18 protein-coding genes and 2 pseudogenes are annotated in these 19041 nt (G+C 42.0%); 13 read left to right on the forward strand and 7 right to left on the reverse strand.

Features of this window, described 5'->3' with window-relative positions; translation table 11 throughout:
• Positions 1–23: 23 nt before the first annotated feature.
• Positions 24–184: pseudogene (locus N9I19_RS05690) on the reverse strand (transposase); the annotation flags it as partial.
• Positions 185–915: 731 nt separating this feature from the next.
• Between N9I19_RS05690 and pdhA the strand changes: the two are divergent.
• The 5 genes from pdhA to N9I19_RS05715 all read left to right on the forward strand — a co-directional run bounded on the left by pdhA (position 916) and on the right by N9I19_RS05715 (position 7510).
• Positions 916–2028: a pyruvate dehydrogenase (acetyl-transferring) E1 component subunit alpha gene (gene pdhA, locus N9I19_RS05695; RefSeq protein ID WP_317777217.1), complete on the forward strand. Its 1113-nt coding sequence runs from the start codon at positions 916–918 to the stop codon at positions 2026–2028.
• The gene (locus tag N9I19_RS05700; RefSeq protein ID WP_089363759.1) at positions 2028–3011 is read left to right on the forward strand and encodes an alpha-ketoacid dehydrogenase subunit beta; all 984 of its coding nucleotides are present in this window, start codon (positions 2028–2030) and stop codon (positions 3009–3011) included. The genes pdhA and N9I19_RS05700 overlap by 1 nt, the downstream gene beginning before the upstream one ends.
• A 30-nt stretch (positions 3012–3041) precedes the next feature.
• The gene (locus N9I19_RS05705) at positions 3042–4322 is read left to right on the forward strand and encodes a dihydrolipoamide acetyltransferase family protein (protein ID WP_284471556.1); all 1281 of its coding nucleotides are present in this window, start codon (positions 3042–3044) and stop codon (positions 4320–4322) included.
• Positions 4323–5747 carry a dihydrolipoyl dehydrogenase gene (gene lpdA, locus N9I19_RS05710; RefSeq protein ID WP_089363761.1) on the forward strand — a complete coding sequence of 475 codons (1425 nt, stop codon included), beginning with the start codon at positions 4323–4325 and terminating at the stop codon, positions 5745–5747.
• Between the two features lie 386 nt (positions 5748–6133).
• Entirely contained in the window at positions 6134–7510 is a 1377-nt protein-coding gene (locus N9I19_RS05715) for an amino acid permease (RefSeq protein WP_317777218.1), read from the forward strand.
• Between the two features lie 95 nt (positions 7511–7605).
• Here N9I19_RS05715 and hisC read toward each other — a convergent pair whose 3' ends face one another.
• A complete protein-coding gene (gene hisC, locus N9I19_RS05720) occupies positions 7606–8718 on the reverse strand; it encodes a histidinol-phosphate transaminase (RefSeq protein WP_317777220.1) in 1113 nt (370 codons plus the stop codon).
• A 171-nt stretch (positions 8719–8889) separates the two neighbouring features.
• Here hisC and N9I19_RS05725 point away from each other — a divergent pair, with 171 nt between their 5' ends.
• Positions 8890–9357 (forward strand): Lrp/AsnC family transcriptional regulator, encoded by a 468-nt coding sequence (locus N9I19_RS05725; RefSeq protein ID WP_061461963.1) that lies wholly within the window; start codon positions 8890–8892, stop codon positions 9355–9357.
• Positions 9358–9472: 115 nt separating this feature from the next.
• Here the strand turns inward: N9I19_RS05725 and N9I19_RS05730 are convergent, their stop codons facing one another.
• Positions 9473–9868: a carboxymuconolactone decarboxylase family protein gene (locus N9I19_RS05730; protein ID WP_061461964.1), complete on the reverse strand. Its 396-nt coding sequence runs from the start codon at positions 9866–9868 to the stop codon at positions 9473–9475.
• Between the two features lie 118 nt (positions 9869–9986).
• On the opposite strand from N9I19_RS05730, the gene N9I19_RS05735 reads away from it, so the two are divergent.
• The 4 genes from N9I19_RS05735 to N9I19_RS05750 all read left to right on the forward strand — a co-directional run bounded on the left by N9I19_RS05735 (position 9987) and on the right by N9I19_RS05750 (position 12387).
• Positions 9987–10415, forward strand: coding sequence for an Lrp/AsnC family transcriptional regulator (locus N9I19_RS05735; RefSeq protein ID WP_317777221.1), 429 nt, complete (start codon positions 9987–9989; stop codon positions 10413–10415).
• 262 nt (positions 10416–10677) lie between these two features.
• The gene (locus N9I19_RS05740; RefSeq protein ID WP_317777222.1) at positions 10678–10896 is read left to right on the forward strand and encodes a sigma-Y antisigma factor component; all 219 of its coding nucleotides are present in this window, start codon (positions 10678–10680) and stop codon (positions 10894–10896) included.
• On the forward strand, positions 10877–11191 hold the full coding sequence (locus N9I19_RS05745) for a YbjQ family protein (protein WP_061461967.1): 315 nt from the start codon (positions 10877–10879) through the stop codon (positions 11189–11191). Before N9I19_RS05740 ends, N9I19_RS05745 begins: the two co-directional genes overlap by 20 nt.
• 263 nt (positions 11192–11454) lie before the next feature.
• Positions 11455–12387, forward strand: a complete 933-nt coding sequence (locus tag N9I19_RS05750; protein WP_317777223.1) for a catalase family peroxidase — start codon at positions 11455–11457, stop codon at positions 12385–12387.
• A gap of 57 nt (positions 12388–12444) precedes the next feature.
• On the opposite strand, the gene N9I19_RS05755 is transcribed toward N9I19_RS05750, so the two are convergent.
• Together N9I19_RS05755 and N9I19_RS05760 are read right to left on the reverse strand one after the other, a co-directional pair.
• Complete coding sequence (locus N9I19_RS05755; protein ID WP_317777224.1) at positions 12445–14115, reverse strand: ABC1 kinase family protein; 1671 nt, start codon at positions 14113–14115, stop codon at positions 12445–12447.
• A gap of 15 nt (positions 14116–14130) precedes the next feature.
• Positions 14131–14427, reverse strand: a complete 297-nt coding sequence (locus N9I19_RS05760; RefSeq protein WP_061461970.1) for a phasin family protein — start codon at positions 14425–14427, stop codon at positions 14131–14133.
• A 248-nt stretch (positions 14428–14675) separates the two neighbouring features.
• Between N9I19_RS05760 and N9I19_RS05765 the strand changes: the two genes are divergently transcribed.
• The gene (locus N9I19_RS05765) at positions 14676–15302 is read left to right on the forward strand and encodes an SDR family NAD(P)-dependent oxidoreductase (protein ID WP_317777225.1); all 627 of its coding nucleotides are present in this window, start codon (positions 14676–14678) and stop codon (positions 15300–15302) included.
• A 2-nt stretch (positions 15303–15304) separates the two neighbouring features.
• Here the strand turns inward: N9I19_RS05765 and N9I19_RS05770 are convergent, their stop codons facing one another.
• Positions 15305–15511 carry a hypothetical protein gene (locus N9I19_RS05770; RefSeq protein ID WP_250211763.1) on the reverse strand — a complete coding sequence of 69 codons (207 nt, stop codon included), beginning with the start codon at positions 15509–15511 and terminating at the stop codon, positions 15305–15307.
• 88 nt (positions 15512–15599) lie between these two features.
• Positions 15600–16391 (reverse strand): TIGR00266 family protein, encoded by a 792-nt coding sequence (locus N9I19_RS05775; protein WP_061461973.1) that lies wholly within the window; start codon positions 16389–16391, stop codon positions 15600–15602.
• Between the two features lie 463 nt (positions 16392–16854).
• Between N9I19_RS05775 and glpK the strand changes: the two are divergent.
• Together glpK and N9I19_RS05785 are read left to right on the forward strand one after the other, a co-directional pair.
• A pseudogene (gene glpK, locus N9I19_RS05780) lies at positions 16855–18282 on the forward strand (glycerol kinase GlpK); the annotation flags it as partial.
• Positions 18283–18350: 68 nt separating this feature from the next.
• Positions 18351–18818 carry a CBS domain-containing protein gene (locus tag N9I19_RS05785; RefSeq protein WP_317777226.1) on the forward strand — a complete coding sequence of 156 codons (468 nt, stop codon included), beginning with the start codon at positions 18351–18353 and terminating at the stop codon, positions 18816–18818.
• Positions 18819–19041 lie beyond the last annotated feature (223 nt).

A 19041-nucleotide genomic window follows, 5' to 3' on the forward strand; every position in this document is an offset into this window, starting at 1 on the left:
ATCTTGTTGGTAAAGTAAACCTCGATCGAGCGAATATCTAAGGTATATTGAATAAATGTCAGTTTAACTAAAATAACTGGATTAGTACTTGGGCGTCTACCTCTGAATACATATCTTTCACCAAGTCATATATGAAGTCAATGGCGGCCTCCATTTTTCGAACCAAATGGTTCGCTGGCACCAGTTAATCTAAAGTAATCATTTCAAGTTGATTTCGCTGATTAGAATCATGTTTGGAAGCATCCTTATCACCCCAAGTTTTTATGCTTCTATTTTAAACAATAAAGACTGTAGGCAAAAGAGATTTTAATTTTATAACAAAGTTGATGAAACGGAAGGTGTGAGACCCCGCAGGCGCAAGCCGAGGGAGGACCGCCCACGGAAAGGGAGTGCCCTACGTTCCAATCAACGTTCAAATTGTACAAGCCATAAAAAAATGTAGACAAACTCAATTATTTATCGAGTTTGTCAACAGTCTGAGACCCATGATTATAATGGGTCTTTTTGTGCTGGATCCTGATTTTGATGATAGTGGATGTACTTGTTTTATTTAGGCAACCCTTGAATGGATGCTAGCTAACAAGTGACTTGAAAAGGTCGGAGCATAACCCCAAACTTGCCGGTAACCCGCTGATTTTACATTGGATTTTTCCATAATCGGGCTTATTTTCAAAATGAAGGTGAGATATAAGAAAACATATTCTAAATAAAGGTAATATACGAAAAATTCATTCTATTTAACATATTATTAAAATCTTGGATGTATTATCCTTTTATATAAGCAAATGTAGTTTATGAAACAGTAATTATTCACAGACATAAAAGACCAATGAAAACTTTTTGGGCTGTTATTTCATGACTGTTCAAATCCTTGGTAAGTTTGCGAAACAAATCTATCTTAAGGGGAGAAATGAAATGGAAAAGACGGGAAACCCAATAATGAAAGCGTATTCAAATGAAGGTGAGCCGGAAATGTTTCGTGTATTGACACCTGACGGAGAAATAGTTGGGACGATTGATGGGAAAATCGATAAATCATTAATGTTAAAGATGTATGAGAGCATGCTACTGCTCAGAACATTTGACCGTAAATCAATTATTCTTCAGCGCCAAGGCAGAATGGGAACTTATGCACCTTTCGAAGGACAGGAGGCATCCCAGGCAGGAAGCGCTTTAGCGTTGTCGGCAGGTGATTGGATGTTTCCCACATACCGTGATCATGGAGCGGCAATCATTCATGGACAGGAATTGTATCGTGTTTTCCTATACTGGATGGCACATTTTGAGGGTTCAATTTGTCCGGAAGGTAAAAGGATATTACCTCCTAGTGTTCCCATTGCCACTCAAATGGTTCATGCGGTAGGAACGGCTTGGGCAAGTAAAATTAAAGGGGAAAAGAATGTAAGCATTGCTTATTTTGGTGATGGTGCCACTTCTGAAGGGGACTTTCATGAGGCACTGAATTTTGCAGGTGTTTATAAAACCCCGACAATCTTTTTCTGCCAAAATAATGGCTATGCGATCAGTGTGCCTTTTGAAAAGCAATCAGCATCTAAAACTATATCCCAGCGTGCTGCTGCTTATGACATACATGGGGTTCGAGTGGATGGAAATGATATCTTTGCAGTATGGCTGACTGTAAAAGAGGCTGTCGAAAGGGCGCTTAAAGGTGAAGGACCTACTTTAATCGAAGCCATAACCTTTCGCTATGGTGCCCATACTACTGCAGACAATCCGAACATATATCGCGATCAGGACGAAGTTTCAACGTTCTGGAGGGAAAATCGTGATCCGATAACGCGTCTTAAAAAGTATTTGAATAAAGAGGGTTACTGGAATGAAGAACAGGAAGGAATGGTGTTAAAACAATTCAACGAACTGATAGATGCTCACCTCCAAAAGGCGGAAGGTTATCCGAAATCCAATCCGCTCGAAATGTTTAAACATGTATATGCTGAGGAGTCATGGCACCTAAAGGAACAGAAGCAGGAATTGAACCAAATCTTAAAGAAAGGTGTGAAGAAATAATGGGCAAAAGTTTAACGATGCTCCAGGCTATTACGGAAGCGCAGGACCAAATGCTGGGTCATGATGATCGTGTGTTGATCTTGGGTGAGGATATTGGAGTGAACGGCGGAGTTTTCCGATCGACGGAGGGGCTTTATGAAAAGTATGGAAAAGATCGAGTTGTGGATACGCCATTAGCTGAATCCGGAATCATCGGCTCTGCCATTGGTTTAGCCCTTAACGGACTGCTGCCCATAGTGGAGATTCAATTCCTCGCCTTTATTTATCCGGGATTCGAGCAACTCGTTTCCCATGCTGCCCGTATGAGATACCGGACTCGTGGGCAATTTAGCGTGCCCCTCGTAATCCGTACGCCATATGGTGCTGGAATCAGAGGACCTGAACTTCATTCCGAAAGTGTCGAAACCTTCTTTGCCCATACTCCGGGTTTAAAGGTAGTTGCACCCAGTAATCCATACGACGCAAAAGGGCTTCTAATTGCCGCAATTGAAGATCCTGATCCGGTAATCTTTTTGGAACCGACTAAATTGTATCGTGCTTTTAAGGAAGAAGTTCCCGAAGAAATGTATCGTATACCAATTGGTCAAGCAAAAGTGGTTCAGGAGGGAAGCGATCTGACGATTTTTGCATGGGGGGCTATGTTAAGGGAGGCATTGAATGCCGCGAAAAAGATTGAAAGCGAAAAAGGCTGGAAGTGTGAAGTGGTTGATCTTCGAACATTATACCCAATAGATAGGGATACCATCGTGCAATCCATTAAAAAGACAGGTCGTGCATTAATCGTCCATGAAGCCCATAAGACTGCCGGATTAGGTGCGGAGATTATTTCCATCATTAATGATGAAGCTCTTATTTACCTGAAAGCTCCGATTAAGCGTGTAACAGGATTTGATGTTCCGGTTCCGCCGTTTTCAATAGAAGATCATTATCTACCGACTGTTGACCGGGTAAAACAAGGAATAGTGGAGACGATTTCATTTTAATTGATAATTAAGGGAAAAGGAGGAAGACGCATGATGGAATTTAAACTTCCTGATGTAGGGGAAGGGATGCATGAAGGAGAAATTATCCAATGGCTGATCAAGGAAGGGGATGCGGTGACGCAGGACCAACCCATTGTTGAGGTGCAAACGGATAAAGTTAATGCGGAATTGACTGCCCCAGCAACGGGAGTGGTCAAGAAAATATTCTTTTCCGAAGGGGATATCGTGGAAGTGGGAACCACTATATTCACAATTCAAGAAGGGAACGATATGCCTGCTCCGGAAACAGGCATTAGTGAAGGAGATATCCAAGTCATTCAATCTGATGATGTAAAAGTAGATGGAGAGCATGTTACAAGCAAACCGCATCTTGATGCAGTGCGTGTGTTGGCTACCCCATTCGTGCGTCAAATGGCAAGGGAAATGAAGGTTGATATCGAGCAGGTTAAAGGCTCCGGTCCTGCTGGGCGAATAATCGAAAGTGACTTGAAGCAGTTTAAAGAAAATAATTCGATAATAAGGGAAAATGCCAATAACAATGATGACAAGATTCTTCAAGATATGTCCCCAATGAAGTATGCCGTCCAGGCAAAAGGATTGGAAAAAGAGTGGGAAGAGCGGATTCTCCTTAAGGGCATTCGTAAAAAGATCGCTGAACATATGGTGAAGTCGGTTTCGACCATTCCTCATGTAACCCATGTAGATGAATTGGAAATGGATCGATTGAAGGAATTGAAAGATCAATTAAAGGCGTATTCCGATGATAAGGATATTAAATTGACCTTTTTGCCATTTTTCGTAAAAGCCATTGTAATCGCTTTAAAGGAGTTTAAAACTTTAAACGCTTCAATTGATGAAAAAACCAATGAAATCATCTTGAAAAATTATTATCATATTGGGATTGCAACGAATACAAAAGAGGGTCTCATTGTTCCTGTCATAAAGCATGCAGATCAAAAAACCATTTTCCAACTGGCTGATGAAATCAGGCAATTGGCAAACCAAGCCCGGGAAGGGAAGTTGGGCATAGATCAAATCACAGGCAGTACATTTACGATAAGCAATGTAGGACCCATCGGTGGGATGCATGCGACCCCGATCATTAACTATCCGGAAGCGGCCATATTAGCGTTGCATAAAATGGAACAACGAATGGTCGTCCGCGATTTGGAAGGTGTAATCCGTTTAATGATGAATATGTCTTTATCTTTCGATCACCGTTTAATAGATGGTGTTACAGCGGTGCATTTTACAAATAGAATCAAGGAACTGCTGGAAAATCCAATTCGTTTAGTTGTGGAGATGAGATAAATGGTAGTAGGGGAAGTTGCTGTAGAGACGGATGTTATCATCATGGGAGGAGGTCCGGGGGGATATGCTGCGGCAATCCGTCTCGGACAGTTAGGGAAATCGGTCGTGCTTGTTGAAAAGGATAAGCTGGGCGGGGCTTGTCTTAATCGGGGCTGCATACCTTCGAAGGCTTTAATTCACGCAGCCGATCAATACCAAAAGCTTAACGATTTAGGGAAAATGGGGATCAGGCTGTCTCAAGAAAGAACCACAATGGACTTGGGAATTTGGCAGGATTGGAAAGAGGGCATCACTTCCCAGTTGAACCAAGGTATTGCCCATCTGTGTAAAGAAAATGGAGTGACTGTGGTTAAAGGTCAAGCCTTCTTTTTATCTGATGACCGTATCGGAGTCGAAACCGATGGCGATTTTGAAACCTACAAGTTTGAACAGGCAATTATTGCGACGGGATCCAGACCTTTCATTCCATCATTCATTAAAGTCGATGGAGAGTATATTTTGGATTCAACAGCAAGTTTGCAGCTGCATGAAGTCCCATCTAGTTTGTCGATCATAGGCGGAGGCTATATCGGAATCGAATTGGGTATGGCATTTGCAAAGTTAGGTACTAAAGTGACCATCATTGAGATGGCCAACCGCATTCTCCCCCAGGTTGCCGAGAACCTTGTCAAGGAAGTTACCCGTAATGCCAAGAAGCTAGGCATGGATATTAAAACATCGGCGCGGGTAGAAAAGGCGAGTGTAGTGGATGGCCAAGTACACCTTCATGTTTCCTCGGAAAACCAGGGGGCGGAAGTGGTAGTGAGCGAAAAGACCCTGGTTACAATTGGCAGGATTCCTAACACAGAAGAGATTGGCCTGAATCAGGCAGGCATTACGGTTAGTGAAAAGGGCCATATAGCTGTAGATATGGAATGCCGTACAAATGTGCCGCACATCTTTGCCATCGGTGACATTACACCTGGGCCGGCTCTTGCACACCGAGCGTCCAAACAGGGTATCGTGGCAGCGGAAGTAATCGGGGGGTTGCCAAGTGCCATTGACTCCCCGTATGTCCCATATGTAATCTTCTCGGAACCACAAATAGCAGGGGTTGGTTTAAGCAGTGAAGAAGCAGAACAACAGGGATACAGAGTCAAGACCGGGAAGTTCCCGTTCAGTGCCAATGGAAGGGCGCTTGCAACGAATGAAACAGAGGGATTTGCTGAAGTGATTGTGGATGCAAAAAGCCACATATTGCTTGGAATGCACATGGTTGGTGCAGATGCCTCCAACCTTATAGGTGAAGGGGTCCTTGCACTTGAGTTGGCAGCTCGGGTCGAAGATATAGCCCTCAGCATGCATCCTCATCCAACTTTGACCGAGGGGTGGATGGAAGCGGCGGAGGCAGTTTTGGGACATGCGATTCACATCGTAAATAAATAAGATAACTGGAAGATGTAAATTCATGGGGATTACCAATGTAGTCCCCGGTTGGAGTGTTTCATTTTAATAGATTCAGAAACAATGGTCATTGGTCCCCCAGAAGGCAAGGCTATCAGGAAATTTACTCCATATTGAAGGATCAGGCCCGGATAACGGCGTTTGACCAACAGGAGCAGTATTAGCTTGCAATCATACTCTTGTAAAACTAACGGCATATTGATATCATTTTTATTTGGTGAAGTATGAGTGATTTTTCAAGAAGGCTTTGCATCCTTCCACTCCTAAACCATAAGGATTGATGAGATAACTTATCTATTCGCCTTTCAACGATTGAAATGGGTTTTGATTTTTATAAGAAAAATTATGGGAAAAAGGAGGCAGATGTAATGGAATCAAATGGTAGGTCACTGCAAAAGAGGTTGTTGCCGAGGCATATTAGCATGATGGCAATGGGAGGGGCAATAGGTACTGGGATTTTTAAAGGAAGTGCCGAAACCATATCGTTAGCAGGGCCAGGAGTCATTTTCACTTATATTTTTGCAGGATTATTACTTCTTGTAGTCATGGGAGCTATAGCGGAAATGGCAATCGCCTATCCCAATACGAATATGAAAGGTTTCGTTCAGAAAGCATTCGGTAAGCGAAGTTCCTTCATTATAGGCTGGATGTATTGTTTCATGTGGCTGTCCGTATGTGTCATTGAGGTAGTGGTGGCAGGAAGCTTTTTGCAGTATTGGCTCCCAACTATCCCGCTATGGATATTGAGTTTAGGGTGTGCTGCTTTAATCATTGGGGTTAACATGATGAATGTTAAAAATTATGGTGAATTCGAATTTTGGTTTGCCGGCATTAAGATTACAATGATCATTTTATTCATTATCTTGGGAGCCTGTATTTTATTTGGGGCCATCCCAAGCGGCGGATCTAATTACCTGCAAAACTTCACAGGGCACGGAGGATTTTTCCCAAATGGGTGGATGTCCATCTTTTCAGCATTACTGATCGTTATGTTCTCATATGGCGGTTCCGAGTTAATAGGCCTGACGGTAACGGAAGCAAAAGATGCTGAACGAATTTTACCGAAGGTCATTAAAAGTTATATTTGGAGAGTCGTATTATTTTTCAGCTTACCGATACTTGTAATCTGCGGTCTGATTCCTTGGAACGAAATTAGCGACCAAGCAAGTCCGTTTGTACAAGTTTTGTCAATGTCCGGTTTTCAAGGATCTGCCCACATCATGAACTTCATTTTAATTACGGCCGTCTTATCTGCTGCTAACTCCGGAATATATGGGTGTACTCGGATGCTGCATTCTTTAGCTGCAGAAGGGGAGGCTCCCAGGTCATTCTCTTATGTATCAAAGAATGGCGTTCCCTTGTATAGTTTAATCCTAAGTGCCGTTGCATTGGTCGTCGGCTCCATGATTACCTACGTTGCCCAGGATCGGGCATTTACTTTATTAATGGCGTTTCCGGGTTTTGTAGTATCACTTGTATGGATCAGCATTTGTTTAGCGCAGCTAAAACTTCGCAATTCATATCCTAAAGCTCCGAGTTTTAAATTGTGGGGCTTTCCATATGTAACCTTATTTGCAGTAATCGCCTTAAGCATCATTTGTGTCTCGTTCGTGTTCAGTGAACAGAACCGGATCAGCATCGTTGCCTGCCTTATTGTGTTGGCTACATTGATCTCCATCTCGATCTTTAAATTTAAAAGTGTGGATGAACAGGAAACAACTATAATAGAAAAGGAATCTTGTTAAATAAATCCACGTAAAAGATACGACATGGGCAAAGGCGTCTATGTCGTATCTTTTATCTATTAATCATCAATCATACTGCAACTTCATTTCGTAGTTCAAGTACTGGACGTTTTTTTGATTGCATGTTGTAAGGAGGTTATGAATCTCTCATTTTCAAGCGGAGTGCCGATGGTCACGCGGATCGTATTTTCATAGCCTAGCAAATGACCAGAACGGATGATGACACCAGAAATCAATAGCTTCTCGAAAATGTCCCTGCCAGGATGGTTCAGTTTGACCATCAAGAAGTTGGCATGTGAAGGGAAGAATGTTAATCCCATCTCGCTTAGTTCGTTTTCTAAATATCTTCTTCCTTCCTCGTTCTTACGAGCACATTGCTCTACAAATGTATGGTCATCGAGGGAAGCGAAGGCCGCAGCCTGTGCTAAACGGTTGGTATTGAAGGGTTCTTTCACTTTAACTAGCTCTTGTATGATGGAAGCATCCATTAAACCGTATCCAATCCTTAATGCAGCCAATCCATAAATCTTTGAAAAAGTGCGTAAGATGACCAGATTTGAATGGGTATTTAGAAGCGGCAAAGTTTCTAAATAATCTTCATCATCGACATATTCATAGTATGCTTCGTCAACGACCAGTAAAATATGTTTCGGCACCTTCTCGATAAAAGATTTTAATTTTTCTTTTTCGACGATCGTTCCTGTCGGATTATTGGGGTTACAGACAAAAATCATTCTTGTTTTTTCAGTTATGGCATCATACATACCCTGCAGGTCATGTACACCATTAATAAGAGGTATCTTTACAGGTGTACCGCCGTCAATCAATACATTCGTTTCATACCGTGGAAATGTAACATCAGCCATGATGACTTCATCATTTTGTTGGATGTAGGTTCTTGTTAACAAACGTATCACTTCATCAGACCCATTTCCTAGGATGATTTGATCTTGATTGATATTCAATTTCCTTGCCAGCTTTTCAGCTAATGCAGGTGCCATACCTTCAGGATAAAAGGAGATTTGCTCCATTTCGTTAAGCATGGCTTCTTTTGCTAGAGTTGAGCAACCGAATGGATTCTCATTGGATGCCAATTTAACGATCGTTTCAAGACCAAGTTCACGTTGCACTTCTTCAATTGGCTTACCGGAAACATATGGGCTTATGTCTTCAATGTTTTTTCGAACCGGGATTTTCGTAAAGGTCAATGCAGGTTCCTCCTTTAGTTGAATTCTGAATTTTCTTTTTCATTTACTAATTTTAATGATAGAATATTAACTGTTAAAATTACATACAAAAAAGAATGTTTTTTCACTTTCCATACAACATTTTACAGATATATTAGCTAATAATCCTTCATTATGAAAGGCGGTTGCTTCATGGATGAAATAGACGTTTGTTTACTGGAACTTTTACAGTTGAATGGACGCATTACGATTAGTGAACTATCGAAGAAATTGGCTCTCAGCCGGCCCAGTATTTCTGAACGTATGTATCGCCTGCAAGAAAAGGGAATCATTGAGGGGTTCAGTGCAAGGGTTTCACCACTGGCAATAGGAAGAGGTGTACTTGTGTTCATTCAGGTAAGTGAACTTAAGGTTTCCGTTTCCGATTTCGAGCAGTTAGTTAAAAATGATTTAGACATTATCGAATGCCATCGTGTAACAGGAACAGTTGGATATTTTTTGAAAGCGGCTTTAGCTGATATGGACAGCATGAGATTACTTATAGATCGATTAATACCCTATGGACATCTGAATACTTCCGTAGTTTTGACATCCCCGGTGCCTTCCCGCTCCATTCTTCCAAGGATCAATGAAATGGATGATCATGGTGCGAAAACCTAGCTGGAATTCAATTTATGCTGGTATATGACCCGAATGGACGTTCAAACTACTGAAGGGTTTATAGGCTTTTTGCAAAAAGGAACGAGGCGAGATGCCTGTTCCTTTATTTGCGTTATTATAAATCCATCAAAGCCCCGAAATATTGCTGGGCCGTTGTAAAACAAATGAATGCCAATAGTTCAGAAATCTCTTCATCACTGAATACCTCCTTCAATACTTGGAAAAACTTTTCCTCTGTTTTTTCACGTTGAATGAGGAATACTTCTGCAAAGGCGATTGCATAGCTTTCTTTCGCATCTTCTGGCTTTAATGGAATACCTTTTGCCTGACAGTATGAACAGCCATTACCGTATGCCAGTACCCTTCTGACGTTTTCCTTTAACTCTTTCGATAGTTTCCCATCCGCAGATATACAATTTGAGAGGTCCGACCATTTATGCGAAATCTCTTCTGAATGAAATAATCTTTGATACGGACTGGAGCCAATCGACGAATTTTTTATTCTTGTCATGAGCATCTCCCCCTTGAGATAATCCTAATATAAAAAAACAGGAATATTAATTACGCTTGTAAAATATTTCGGTTGAATATTGTATAAATATAAAGAAAAAGAGAGGAATAATTTCTAAATGAAAATAGATGAAAAAGACCGGGGCATCCTTGCTGAATTAACGCTGAATAGCCGGATTTCCATGAGGGAATTGGCAAAGAAAGTAAATCTATCTGCCCCAACCGTTACCGACCGGGTACGGCAAATGGAGTCGTTCGGGATCATTAAAGGGTATGTTGCCGAGATTGATCATAAAAAGATCGGTTTTCCTATTGAGTGTATCGTGGAAGCAACGATAAAAAATGGGGAATATGAGAAATTCAAAAAGTATATCTCGAAGCTGCCGAATGTTGACTTTTGCTATCGAATTGCCGGGCAGGCTTGCTTTATGCTGAAAATCCACAGTGGGAGCCTTGAAGAAGTGGAGGAATTCATCAATCGGACAATTCCTTTTGCCGCAACCGTTACACATGTAATCCTTTCTCAAGTGGAGCGTGAACAGGAATGAGTATTTTTATTTATTTTCAACTGTTATGAAAGTGGCTAATCATAAATGGAAGAATCAGAACGGTTTAACCGGCAAAAAAGGCAGCCATATTTTTGAATCATTCCTGAATAGTTTTTGAAGAACCCGAAAAATCACGTGTACATCAAGGTATAATATGAAAAGGTAATACATCTATATGAAGGTTTCTAGCTTTTTAGGTGATAACATAAATCTTCACTGATTATAATACATTTTATTTAAAAAGGTAGGCGGAGTGGAATTCATGAGTGGTTTTGAAAAACTTGCCTTGATTGTATGTGGGGTTATTTTATTGAGCCAAAGCATATATCTATTTGTCGATGCAAGGAAGAATGGCTTTAACCAGTGGATGTGGGGTATTCTTGGTTTGATTCAAGCCCCAATACCGTTAATTTTTTATTTGATCGTAAAAAAAATCAGAAAAAAGGAAGAGGACGAACTATATGATTATCGTGACTACTAATACCGTTCCTGGAAAAGAAATTAAAGAACTGAAGGGGCTTGTTAAGGGGAACTGCGTTCAATCGAAACATATTGGAAAAGATATTCTTGCGGGATTGAGGACCATTGTCGGCGGTGAAATCACGGAATATACGGAAATGATGAAAGAAGCCAGACAAAAAGCAATTGGCAGGATGGTCGATGAAGCGACAGAGAAAGGGGCGAATGCCATCGTTGCAATGCGCCTGGAAACATCGGCTATCATGCAAAACGCTAGTGAAATCATTGCTTATGGCACTGCCGTTCATGTTGAATGATTGAATGTGAAGATCTTTAGTTCTGGTTCATAAGGCTTGCCATCTTGTTCTACTTACTATTTTTCCTATAATTATAAAAGCGATATAGAAAAACTTTTATTACATGATTTGTGCAGCGCCTGGATTTTTCCAGGCGTTTTTTAACGATCAATGCTTCAGGTGCTTGCATGAACGGAAGTTTACCTTGAATAAGCTAATGGGATAAGGGGTACAGGTAATAACTAAGAACATGGATTGGAATTTGAAAAGATGGGGTGAGGTATATGGAGGGAAATGACAACTTTAAACCTGAACTAGTCAGAGAAGCAGTTAATGTGATTGAAAATGTAGCTGGAACATATCCCGGTTATCGGCGGGTGCATGCAAGGGGATATGTTTATGAGGGGGTTTTTACCCCAAACGGAAAAGCGTCCCCATTAACGGTGGCTTCGCATCTTCAGGATGAAGCCGTGCCGGTGATCATTCGGTTCTCAAATAGCTCGCCGATACCAAGCCATCCAGATGCCATATCCCCTGTGAAGGGCATGGCAGTCAAGTTTAAATTGCCGAATGGAGAGGCATCAGATCTCATTACTGTCACCATTCCGCTATTCTTTGCGAAAACACCGGAAGCGTTTGTTGATATTGCTGACTTTTTCAAGTCTGCAAAAGAAGGTTTCCCAAATCTGAAAGGGCTTACAAAAATCCTGTTGAAATACCCTGAAAGCAAGGCAAGCCTGCAAATGCTTAAAGAAATGCGTTCTCCAGCCAGTTTCTCAACATGTCAATATTACTCCATTCATGCATTCTATTTCATTAATGCGGAAGGACGGCGTCAGGCTATTAAGTATGAGTGGGTACCTGATGCCGGCCTTAGTATGCTAGCAAAAGAGGAGGTAGCCAAGCATTCGGCAGAATATCTGGAAGAAGAAATGGAAGAGAGGCTCAGGCAAGGTCCGGTGGGTTTTAAATTGAACATTCAAATAGGAGGGGAAAATGATCCGTCTGACGATCCAACCACTGCTTGGTCGGAAGAAAAACAGGTAATAACGGTCGGCCATTTAGTAATTTCTAATAAATTGGAAACGATTAGAGATCATTTATTGTTTGATCCAACCAATATTACTGAAGGAATCGAGTGCTCGGAAGATCCAATTTTACATTTTCGCCATAGGGCGTATGCCATTTCATATGAACGTAGGATAAATAACCAATGAAATGAAAACATGAAAAAGGGAAAGCCCTTATTAGAGGGTTTGCCCTTTTTCGTAAGTTTACATTTTTCCGGATCTGAAAATGGTGTAAAGCATAAGTAAGAACATCAGGGTTGCAACGACAAATCCAATCTCGATAACCGGTATTTTCCATAGGATCAGGGTTTCCCCACCTATTGCCGAGCCAATAATGAGACCGACCATGATTATGCTGAACGCAAGCAGGATAATACTGAAAGAAAGCCTGTTCGAGATTTGATCAAGCTTATGCAAAAAAACTTGAAGTTCGGGAATATTGATATCCAGTCGCAATTTCCCTTTTTTTATGATACCTGTTACTTCCTTGATATCCTTGGGTAGTTCAGCAATGGCTTCGGCAGACTCCATGAATTGATTCCAAGCGTTCTTCGCAATATTTTTTGGATTGTAGCGCTCCTTAAAAAGCCTTTCCCCGAAAGGTTCAGCTGCCTTCATGATGCTGAAATGCGGATCTAGTCCTTCAACAATGGCCTCCATGGTAAGCAGAGCCTTGCCGAGCATCGTGAATTCTGGAGGGATTTGGACTTGGTGCCGATTGGCAACTGTGAACAGGTCATTGACCGCTCCGCCTAAGCTGATTTGGCTCAATGGTATATCATAATATTTATTTCGCAGTTCATCAATATCCACCCTTAATGGCGCCATATCGGTTTCGTCCGTCAGAAGACCCATTTCTGAAAGTGTCTTGATCAGTCCATTGGTGCTTCCACGTTTCAGGTTGATGACAAGCGAGGCGAACTGATACTTCGTTTCATCCTCCAGACGTCCCACCATCCCGAAATCCATGAGTGCGACGACATTTCCTGGCAAAATGATGATGTTGCCAGGGTGGGGGTCGCCATGATAAAAGCCATCGATCAATATTTGCTGAAGCATGGAATTCGCTAATCTTTCTGCGATTTTCCGACGATCATAACCTTCATCATCAAGCTGTTTATAATGATTGATCTTAATTCCTTGAATGAATTCCATCGTCAGGACCCTTTTTGTGGAATACTCCCAATGGATTCTTGGTATCTTAAACCCTTGATCATCGATGAATTGCTTGGCTATTCTTTCCCCGTTTCGGCCCTCGGAGTTATAATCGAGTTCTGCGCGAAGCGATTTAGCGAATTCATCAATCATTTTTCTGATTTGGTAGCGTCTGGCCCAAGATATGCGTGCTTCCATCAGTCTTGCCAAATCATCGAGAATTTCCAAATCCGTTTCCACAGTCGGCAGAATATCGGGCCGCTGTACTTTGATTGCTACGACTTCCTGTGATGGAAGCCTTGCAGTATGGACCTGCCCAATCGAAGCGGTAGCCAGTGGTTTTTCATGGAATTCAAGAAAAATGTTTTCCAAAGAATCACCCAATTCGGCTTCAATAATTTTGCGAACCTTATCAAATGGAAAGGGGGTGACCTGGTCCTGCAGCTTTTCAAGTTCGCGGATGATTTCTTCCGGAACGAAGTCACGCCTCGTGCTTGCAATCTGACCAAGTTTAATGAATGTAGGTCCCAGGCTTTGTAAAATCGTATGCAGCCGCTCTCCGATTGAGCGGAGGTTCAGGTTTTCGTCAGGCTGGAGTTTCGATGCCGCTTTACTCTCGGATAATCCAAGGCGATAGATGAAGTAACCAAAACCATTTTTCAAAAAGGCATTAATGATTTCCTGGTAACGATGTGCGTGTTTCAGTCGCTTGCCAAACATTCAAGTACCTCCAAATCACGATTGTTGGTTCTGTTTCTCTAAAATTTGGATGCGGCGCTCTAAGTCCTGAACTTCTTCTTTGGTTGCCAAGTTTAGGCCGTTGAGCGCTTGATTGACTTTGGCCTTGACGGAATCATCCAATTGTTTTTGGGCTAGTTCCCCTTTTTCGACCCAATTCTTAATAAGATCCTTGGAGTCTTCTTTGCTGATTTCGCCTTTTTTTACAAGAGAGTCCACTGCTTTTTCAATTTGTTCCTTTGTAGCAGCGGCAGCACCTAATCCTAAAGAAAATACATTTTTTAATAAGTCCATTTTTAATTCCTCCAATATAAATTTTTTACACTTTAAGAAAAATAATAGCGGGTGCCCTTCACCCAGGTTCTTTCTTGGTGTTTTTATTATCATACATCATTGGAGGCCGCTACAAAAATATAATGGGTCCTGCTGATTGTTGATGCTTAGGAAACGGATTTGTTGATCACCCAAGGGTAGTGTTTGTAGTGAAGCGAATTGGATATTATGATAAGGAAAAATAAGCTGGCGAAAGTGAGGGTGAAATGATGGGTTTTGCAAACAAAACGGTGATTGTAACGGGCGCTTCAAATGGTATTGGGAGAGGTGTGGCAAAGGGTTATGCAGAAAGCGGTGCATCGGTGGTTCTCGCAGATATGGACGAGCAGGAAGGTCTGCTGTATGCGGAAGAGCTCAAAAATAATGGGCATGAAGCCATGTTCGTTAAGACGGATGTTCGCAAGGAAGCTGACATCCAGCATTTGATGGATGTCACTCTAAAAACATATAAGACCATTGATATATTAATCAATAATGCGGGAAAGGCATTGTTCAAATCGCTTTATGAGCTGACGATTGAGGAATGGGACGATATGATGAATACGAATCTACGCAGTGTTTTCCTTTGTTCCAGGGCAGCGGCTGCATCGATGCGGAATAATGAAATGGGAGGTGCAATCATCAATTTAGCATCAACAAGAGCGATAATGTCTGAGCCGGATTCGGAATCCTATGCTGCGACAAAAGGAGGGATCAAAGCCCTGACCCATGCACTTGCCGCTTCATTCAGTAAAGAGAAAATTACGGTCAATTCGATTTCTCCGGGGTGGATTGAAACGGGTGCTGATCTTATCGTCGATGGAGGCATGACAAGAAAAATGATGTACGAGGAGTGAACTCATTTTTTCCGATAAAGATATTGAAGTTCAGTTCCGAGCTCACGGTTGAGCAGCTGTTCCATTTCTTCAAGCTCCTTTATGCCGATAGGGGCATCGGCAGCTGTCCAGTGAACGGTATAAACAAAATAGTAATCTCTTATTTTACGGAAAATAACAGGCGAATTCGGGAATTGATCAAAAAAAGCCCTGATATTATTGCGTCTCATGTAGGACCACTTAACAAGCTGCATGTAGATATCCATCCTTTAAAAAAGTGATCAATGGCTGCCATGATGGCAGCCATTGGTCCGGTTCTTATTTATCGTTGAATAAATTGAATAAACCTCTAGTAACACTGCCTTCGTCAGAAGATCCGCCATTTTGCGGCATTGCAGCGAATACACGGCTGGCAAGACGGCTGAATGGCAAAGATTGCACCCAGACGGTTCCGGGTCCTTTTAATGTTGCAAAGAATAAACCTTCGCCTCCGAATAAAGCGGTTTTCACGCCTTTTACGAATTCAATGTTATAATCTATTCCGCTAGTCATGGCTACTAAACATCCTGTATCCACGCGTAAGATCTCTCCTGCAACCAATTCTTTTTTATGGATTGTGCCACCGGCATGCACGAAGGTCATTCCATCTCCTTCAAGCTTTTGCATGATGAAGCCTTCGCCGCCAAAGAAGCCTGCACCTATTTTTCTCTGAAACTCAATTCCGACCGAAACACCTTTCGCTGCAGCAAGGAAAGCGTCTTTTTGGCAAATGATTTTCCCACCGAGCTCGCTTAAATCCATCGGAATGATTTTACCTGGATAAGGTGAGGCAAAGGAAACGTGTTTTTTTTCTCTTCCTTCATTCGTAAAAGCCGTCATGAAAAGACTCTCACCTGTAAGGAGCCTTTTTCCAGCGCCAAATAGCTTCCCCATCATTCCGCCGTCGCTACTCGAAGACCCATCACCAAAGATGGTTTCCATCTTGATTTGATCTTCCATCATCATTAAACTTCCAGCTTCTGCAATCACCGTTTCCTGATGATCCAATTCCACTTCAACAAACTGCATGTCATCTCCATATATTTTAAAATCTATTTCATGATTATTCATTTTCCATTCCTCCTATCCAACTTATGTTCATTGTAAAAGATAATCTCTTAACCTGCTAATATTTTTCAGTTTTTCGCCGTACTTTATATATTTTTTGTTTTTACGGGTATATCAAGAAAAATGAAGAAAGAAAAAACAGCAAGACACTTAGGAATCTTAAGTGTAGGAGGAGACAACCATGGATACTTACATATTATCATTGGATCAGGGAACGACAAGTTCCCGGGCCGTTTTTTAATAAAGGCTGTTTTCACATACTTTGTTGCTATTTACCAGGTAGTGAGTTGTGGTTGATTTCCCCTCCAGATGCTCGCTTTCCGCGGGGCGGGCGGTGAGCCTCCTCGGCGTAAACGCCTGTGGGGTCTCACCTGTCCCGCTGCTCCCGCAGGAGTCTCGCACTTCCGCTCCAATCAACCTTAAATAGTTTCGTTTTAAAAACAACAATCTTTACGAAAAGAGCCTTAATAAAAGAAGGGAAGTTTTGCATATTGCCCAAAAGGAATTCATCCAATATTTCCCGAATCCTGGATGGGTGGAGCACAATGCAAATGAAATTTGGGGTTCCGTTTTATCGGTAATCGCTTCCTGTTTATCGGAAATGAATATAAAACCAGAACAGATTGCCGGGATTGGCATAACGAATCAACGGGAGACGACCGTGGTATGGGATAAAGAAACAGGTCAGCCGATTCATCATGCCATCGTCTGGCAATCTAGGCAGACAAGCGAAATTTGCGAGCGATTGAAGGATGAGGGTCTTGATGACTTATTTTTACGGCAAACCGGTTTGTTGAATGATGCTTATTTTTCCGGTACAAAGATGAAGTGGATTCTAGACCACGTAGATGAGGCCCGGGGAAAAGCTGAAAGCGGAGACTTATTGTTTGGTACGGTCATACGTGGCTCATAATGGAAACTTTCGGGTGGTAAAGCCCATGTAACCGATTATTCGAACTTCAAGCACGCTGATGTATAACATTCATGATTTGAAGTGGGACGAAGAGCTTCTGGAAATACTGCAAGTACCGCAATCGATGCTGCCGGATGTTCGTTCTTAATCGGAGGTATATGGGAATACAGCCCCACATCATTTCTTTGGCCACGAAATCCCGATTGCCGGGGCAGCGGGAGATCAACAGGCCGCTTTGTTCGGCCAAGAATGTTTTGAAAAAGGAATGGCCAAGAATACGTACGGTACAGGATGCTTTATGCTGATGAATACAGGAGAAAAGGCAGTGAAATCAGAGCATGGCCTATTGACCACGATTGCATGGGGGCTGAACGGAAAAGTCGAATATGCATTGGAAGGCAGTGTTTTTGTTGCAGGTTCGGCCATACAATGGTTAAGGGACGGGGTAAAACTCTTGAATGATTCGAAAGACAGTGAAATGTATGCAAAACGGGTCAATTCAGCTGGTGGCGTCTATGTCGTCCCAGCATTTGTTGGATTAGGTACCCCTTATTGGGATAGTGATGTGAGGGGAGCGGTATTCGGGTTAACAAGGGGGACATCGAAGGAGCATTTCGTACGGGCAACATTGGAAGCTTTGGCCTACCAGACAAAAGGTGTCCTTTGCGCCATGGAAGTCGATTCAGGAATTAACCTAAAGGCATTGAGGGTCGATGGCGCGTTGGCAAAAACGACTTCTTGATGGAATTCCAAAGCGGCCTCTTGAATGTACCAGTCGAAAGGCCGGTTATTAGTGAGACGACAGCGTTAGGGGCAGCGTATTTAGCTGGGCTCGCAGTCGGTTATTGGGAAAGCCAGGAAGAGATTTCAAAGCTATGGGCCGTCGATAAGAAATTCGAACCTAAGATGGAAGAGCAGGAACGGAAGGATTTATATAATGGCTGGAAAAAGGCAGTCCAGGCGGCAAGGGTTTTTAAATAGAGCAAAAAAGGGTATAAATAGAAAGGAGATGAATTTAGAAGACGAACTTAAAAAAAAGGGGTGGTATTATGTTAGTTAAGGATTTCATGATAAGGGAAGTCTATGTAGCCCGTCCTGATTTTACACTAAAGGAAATTCTGCGAATCTTGATCGAAAATAAAGTGGGCGGGGTCCCGGTTGTGGATGAACGCGATAAGCTATTGGGAATGGTGACGGACGGGGATATCCTTCGTTATTTGAAACCTGCTGAGGAAGCCATCATGGGGTATTTCACATACATTACGGTTCTTCCAGGTGAAGAATTGGATGAAAAGGTTACATCCAAAATGAATGATAAAGTTTCACAAATCATAAGAAATAAAAGAATTACAAAGCTATCCCCCGAAGATCCGTTAGATGAATTTATAAAGGTCCTTTCCAAGCATCATTTCAAGAAAATCCCCGTCGTGGACAAAAATGATAAAGTCGTCGGCATCATCAGCAGGGGAGATGCACTAAGGGCTCTATATAAGGAATTCGTTCAAAAGCTGGAATAGCGAAAATATGAAAAAAAAGGCCTGCTCTTAATGAGGGCACTGAAAAAGTCCCTTCGGGCCAATAGAGGTAGATTTTCTCAGTTTATTGTGAGGAAATCTACCTTTTTTTGTTTTATAATCAAAGGTAATAAATTTATGTGGGTGATTACGATGATTCAAAAACAAACGTCTATGGTTTTTAGTCCATATATGGCCATTTATGATGTAGTGGTTCCAAAGGATA

The organism is Peribacillus sp. CSMR9 (assembly GCF_033141925.1).
In the GTDB taxonomy this organism is placed as follows: Bacteria; Bacillota; Bacilli; order Bacillales; family DSM-1321; genus Peribacillus; species Peribacillus simplex_A.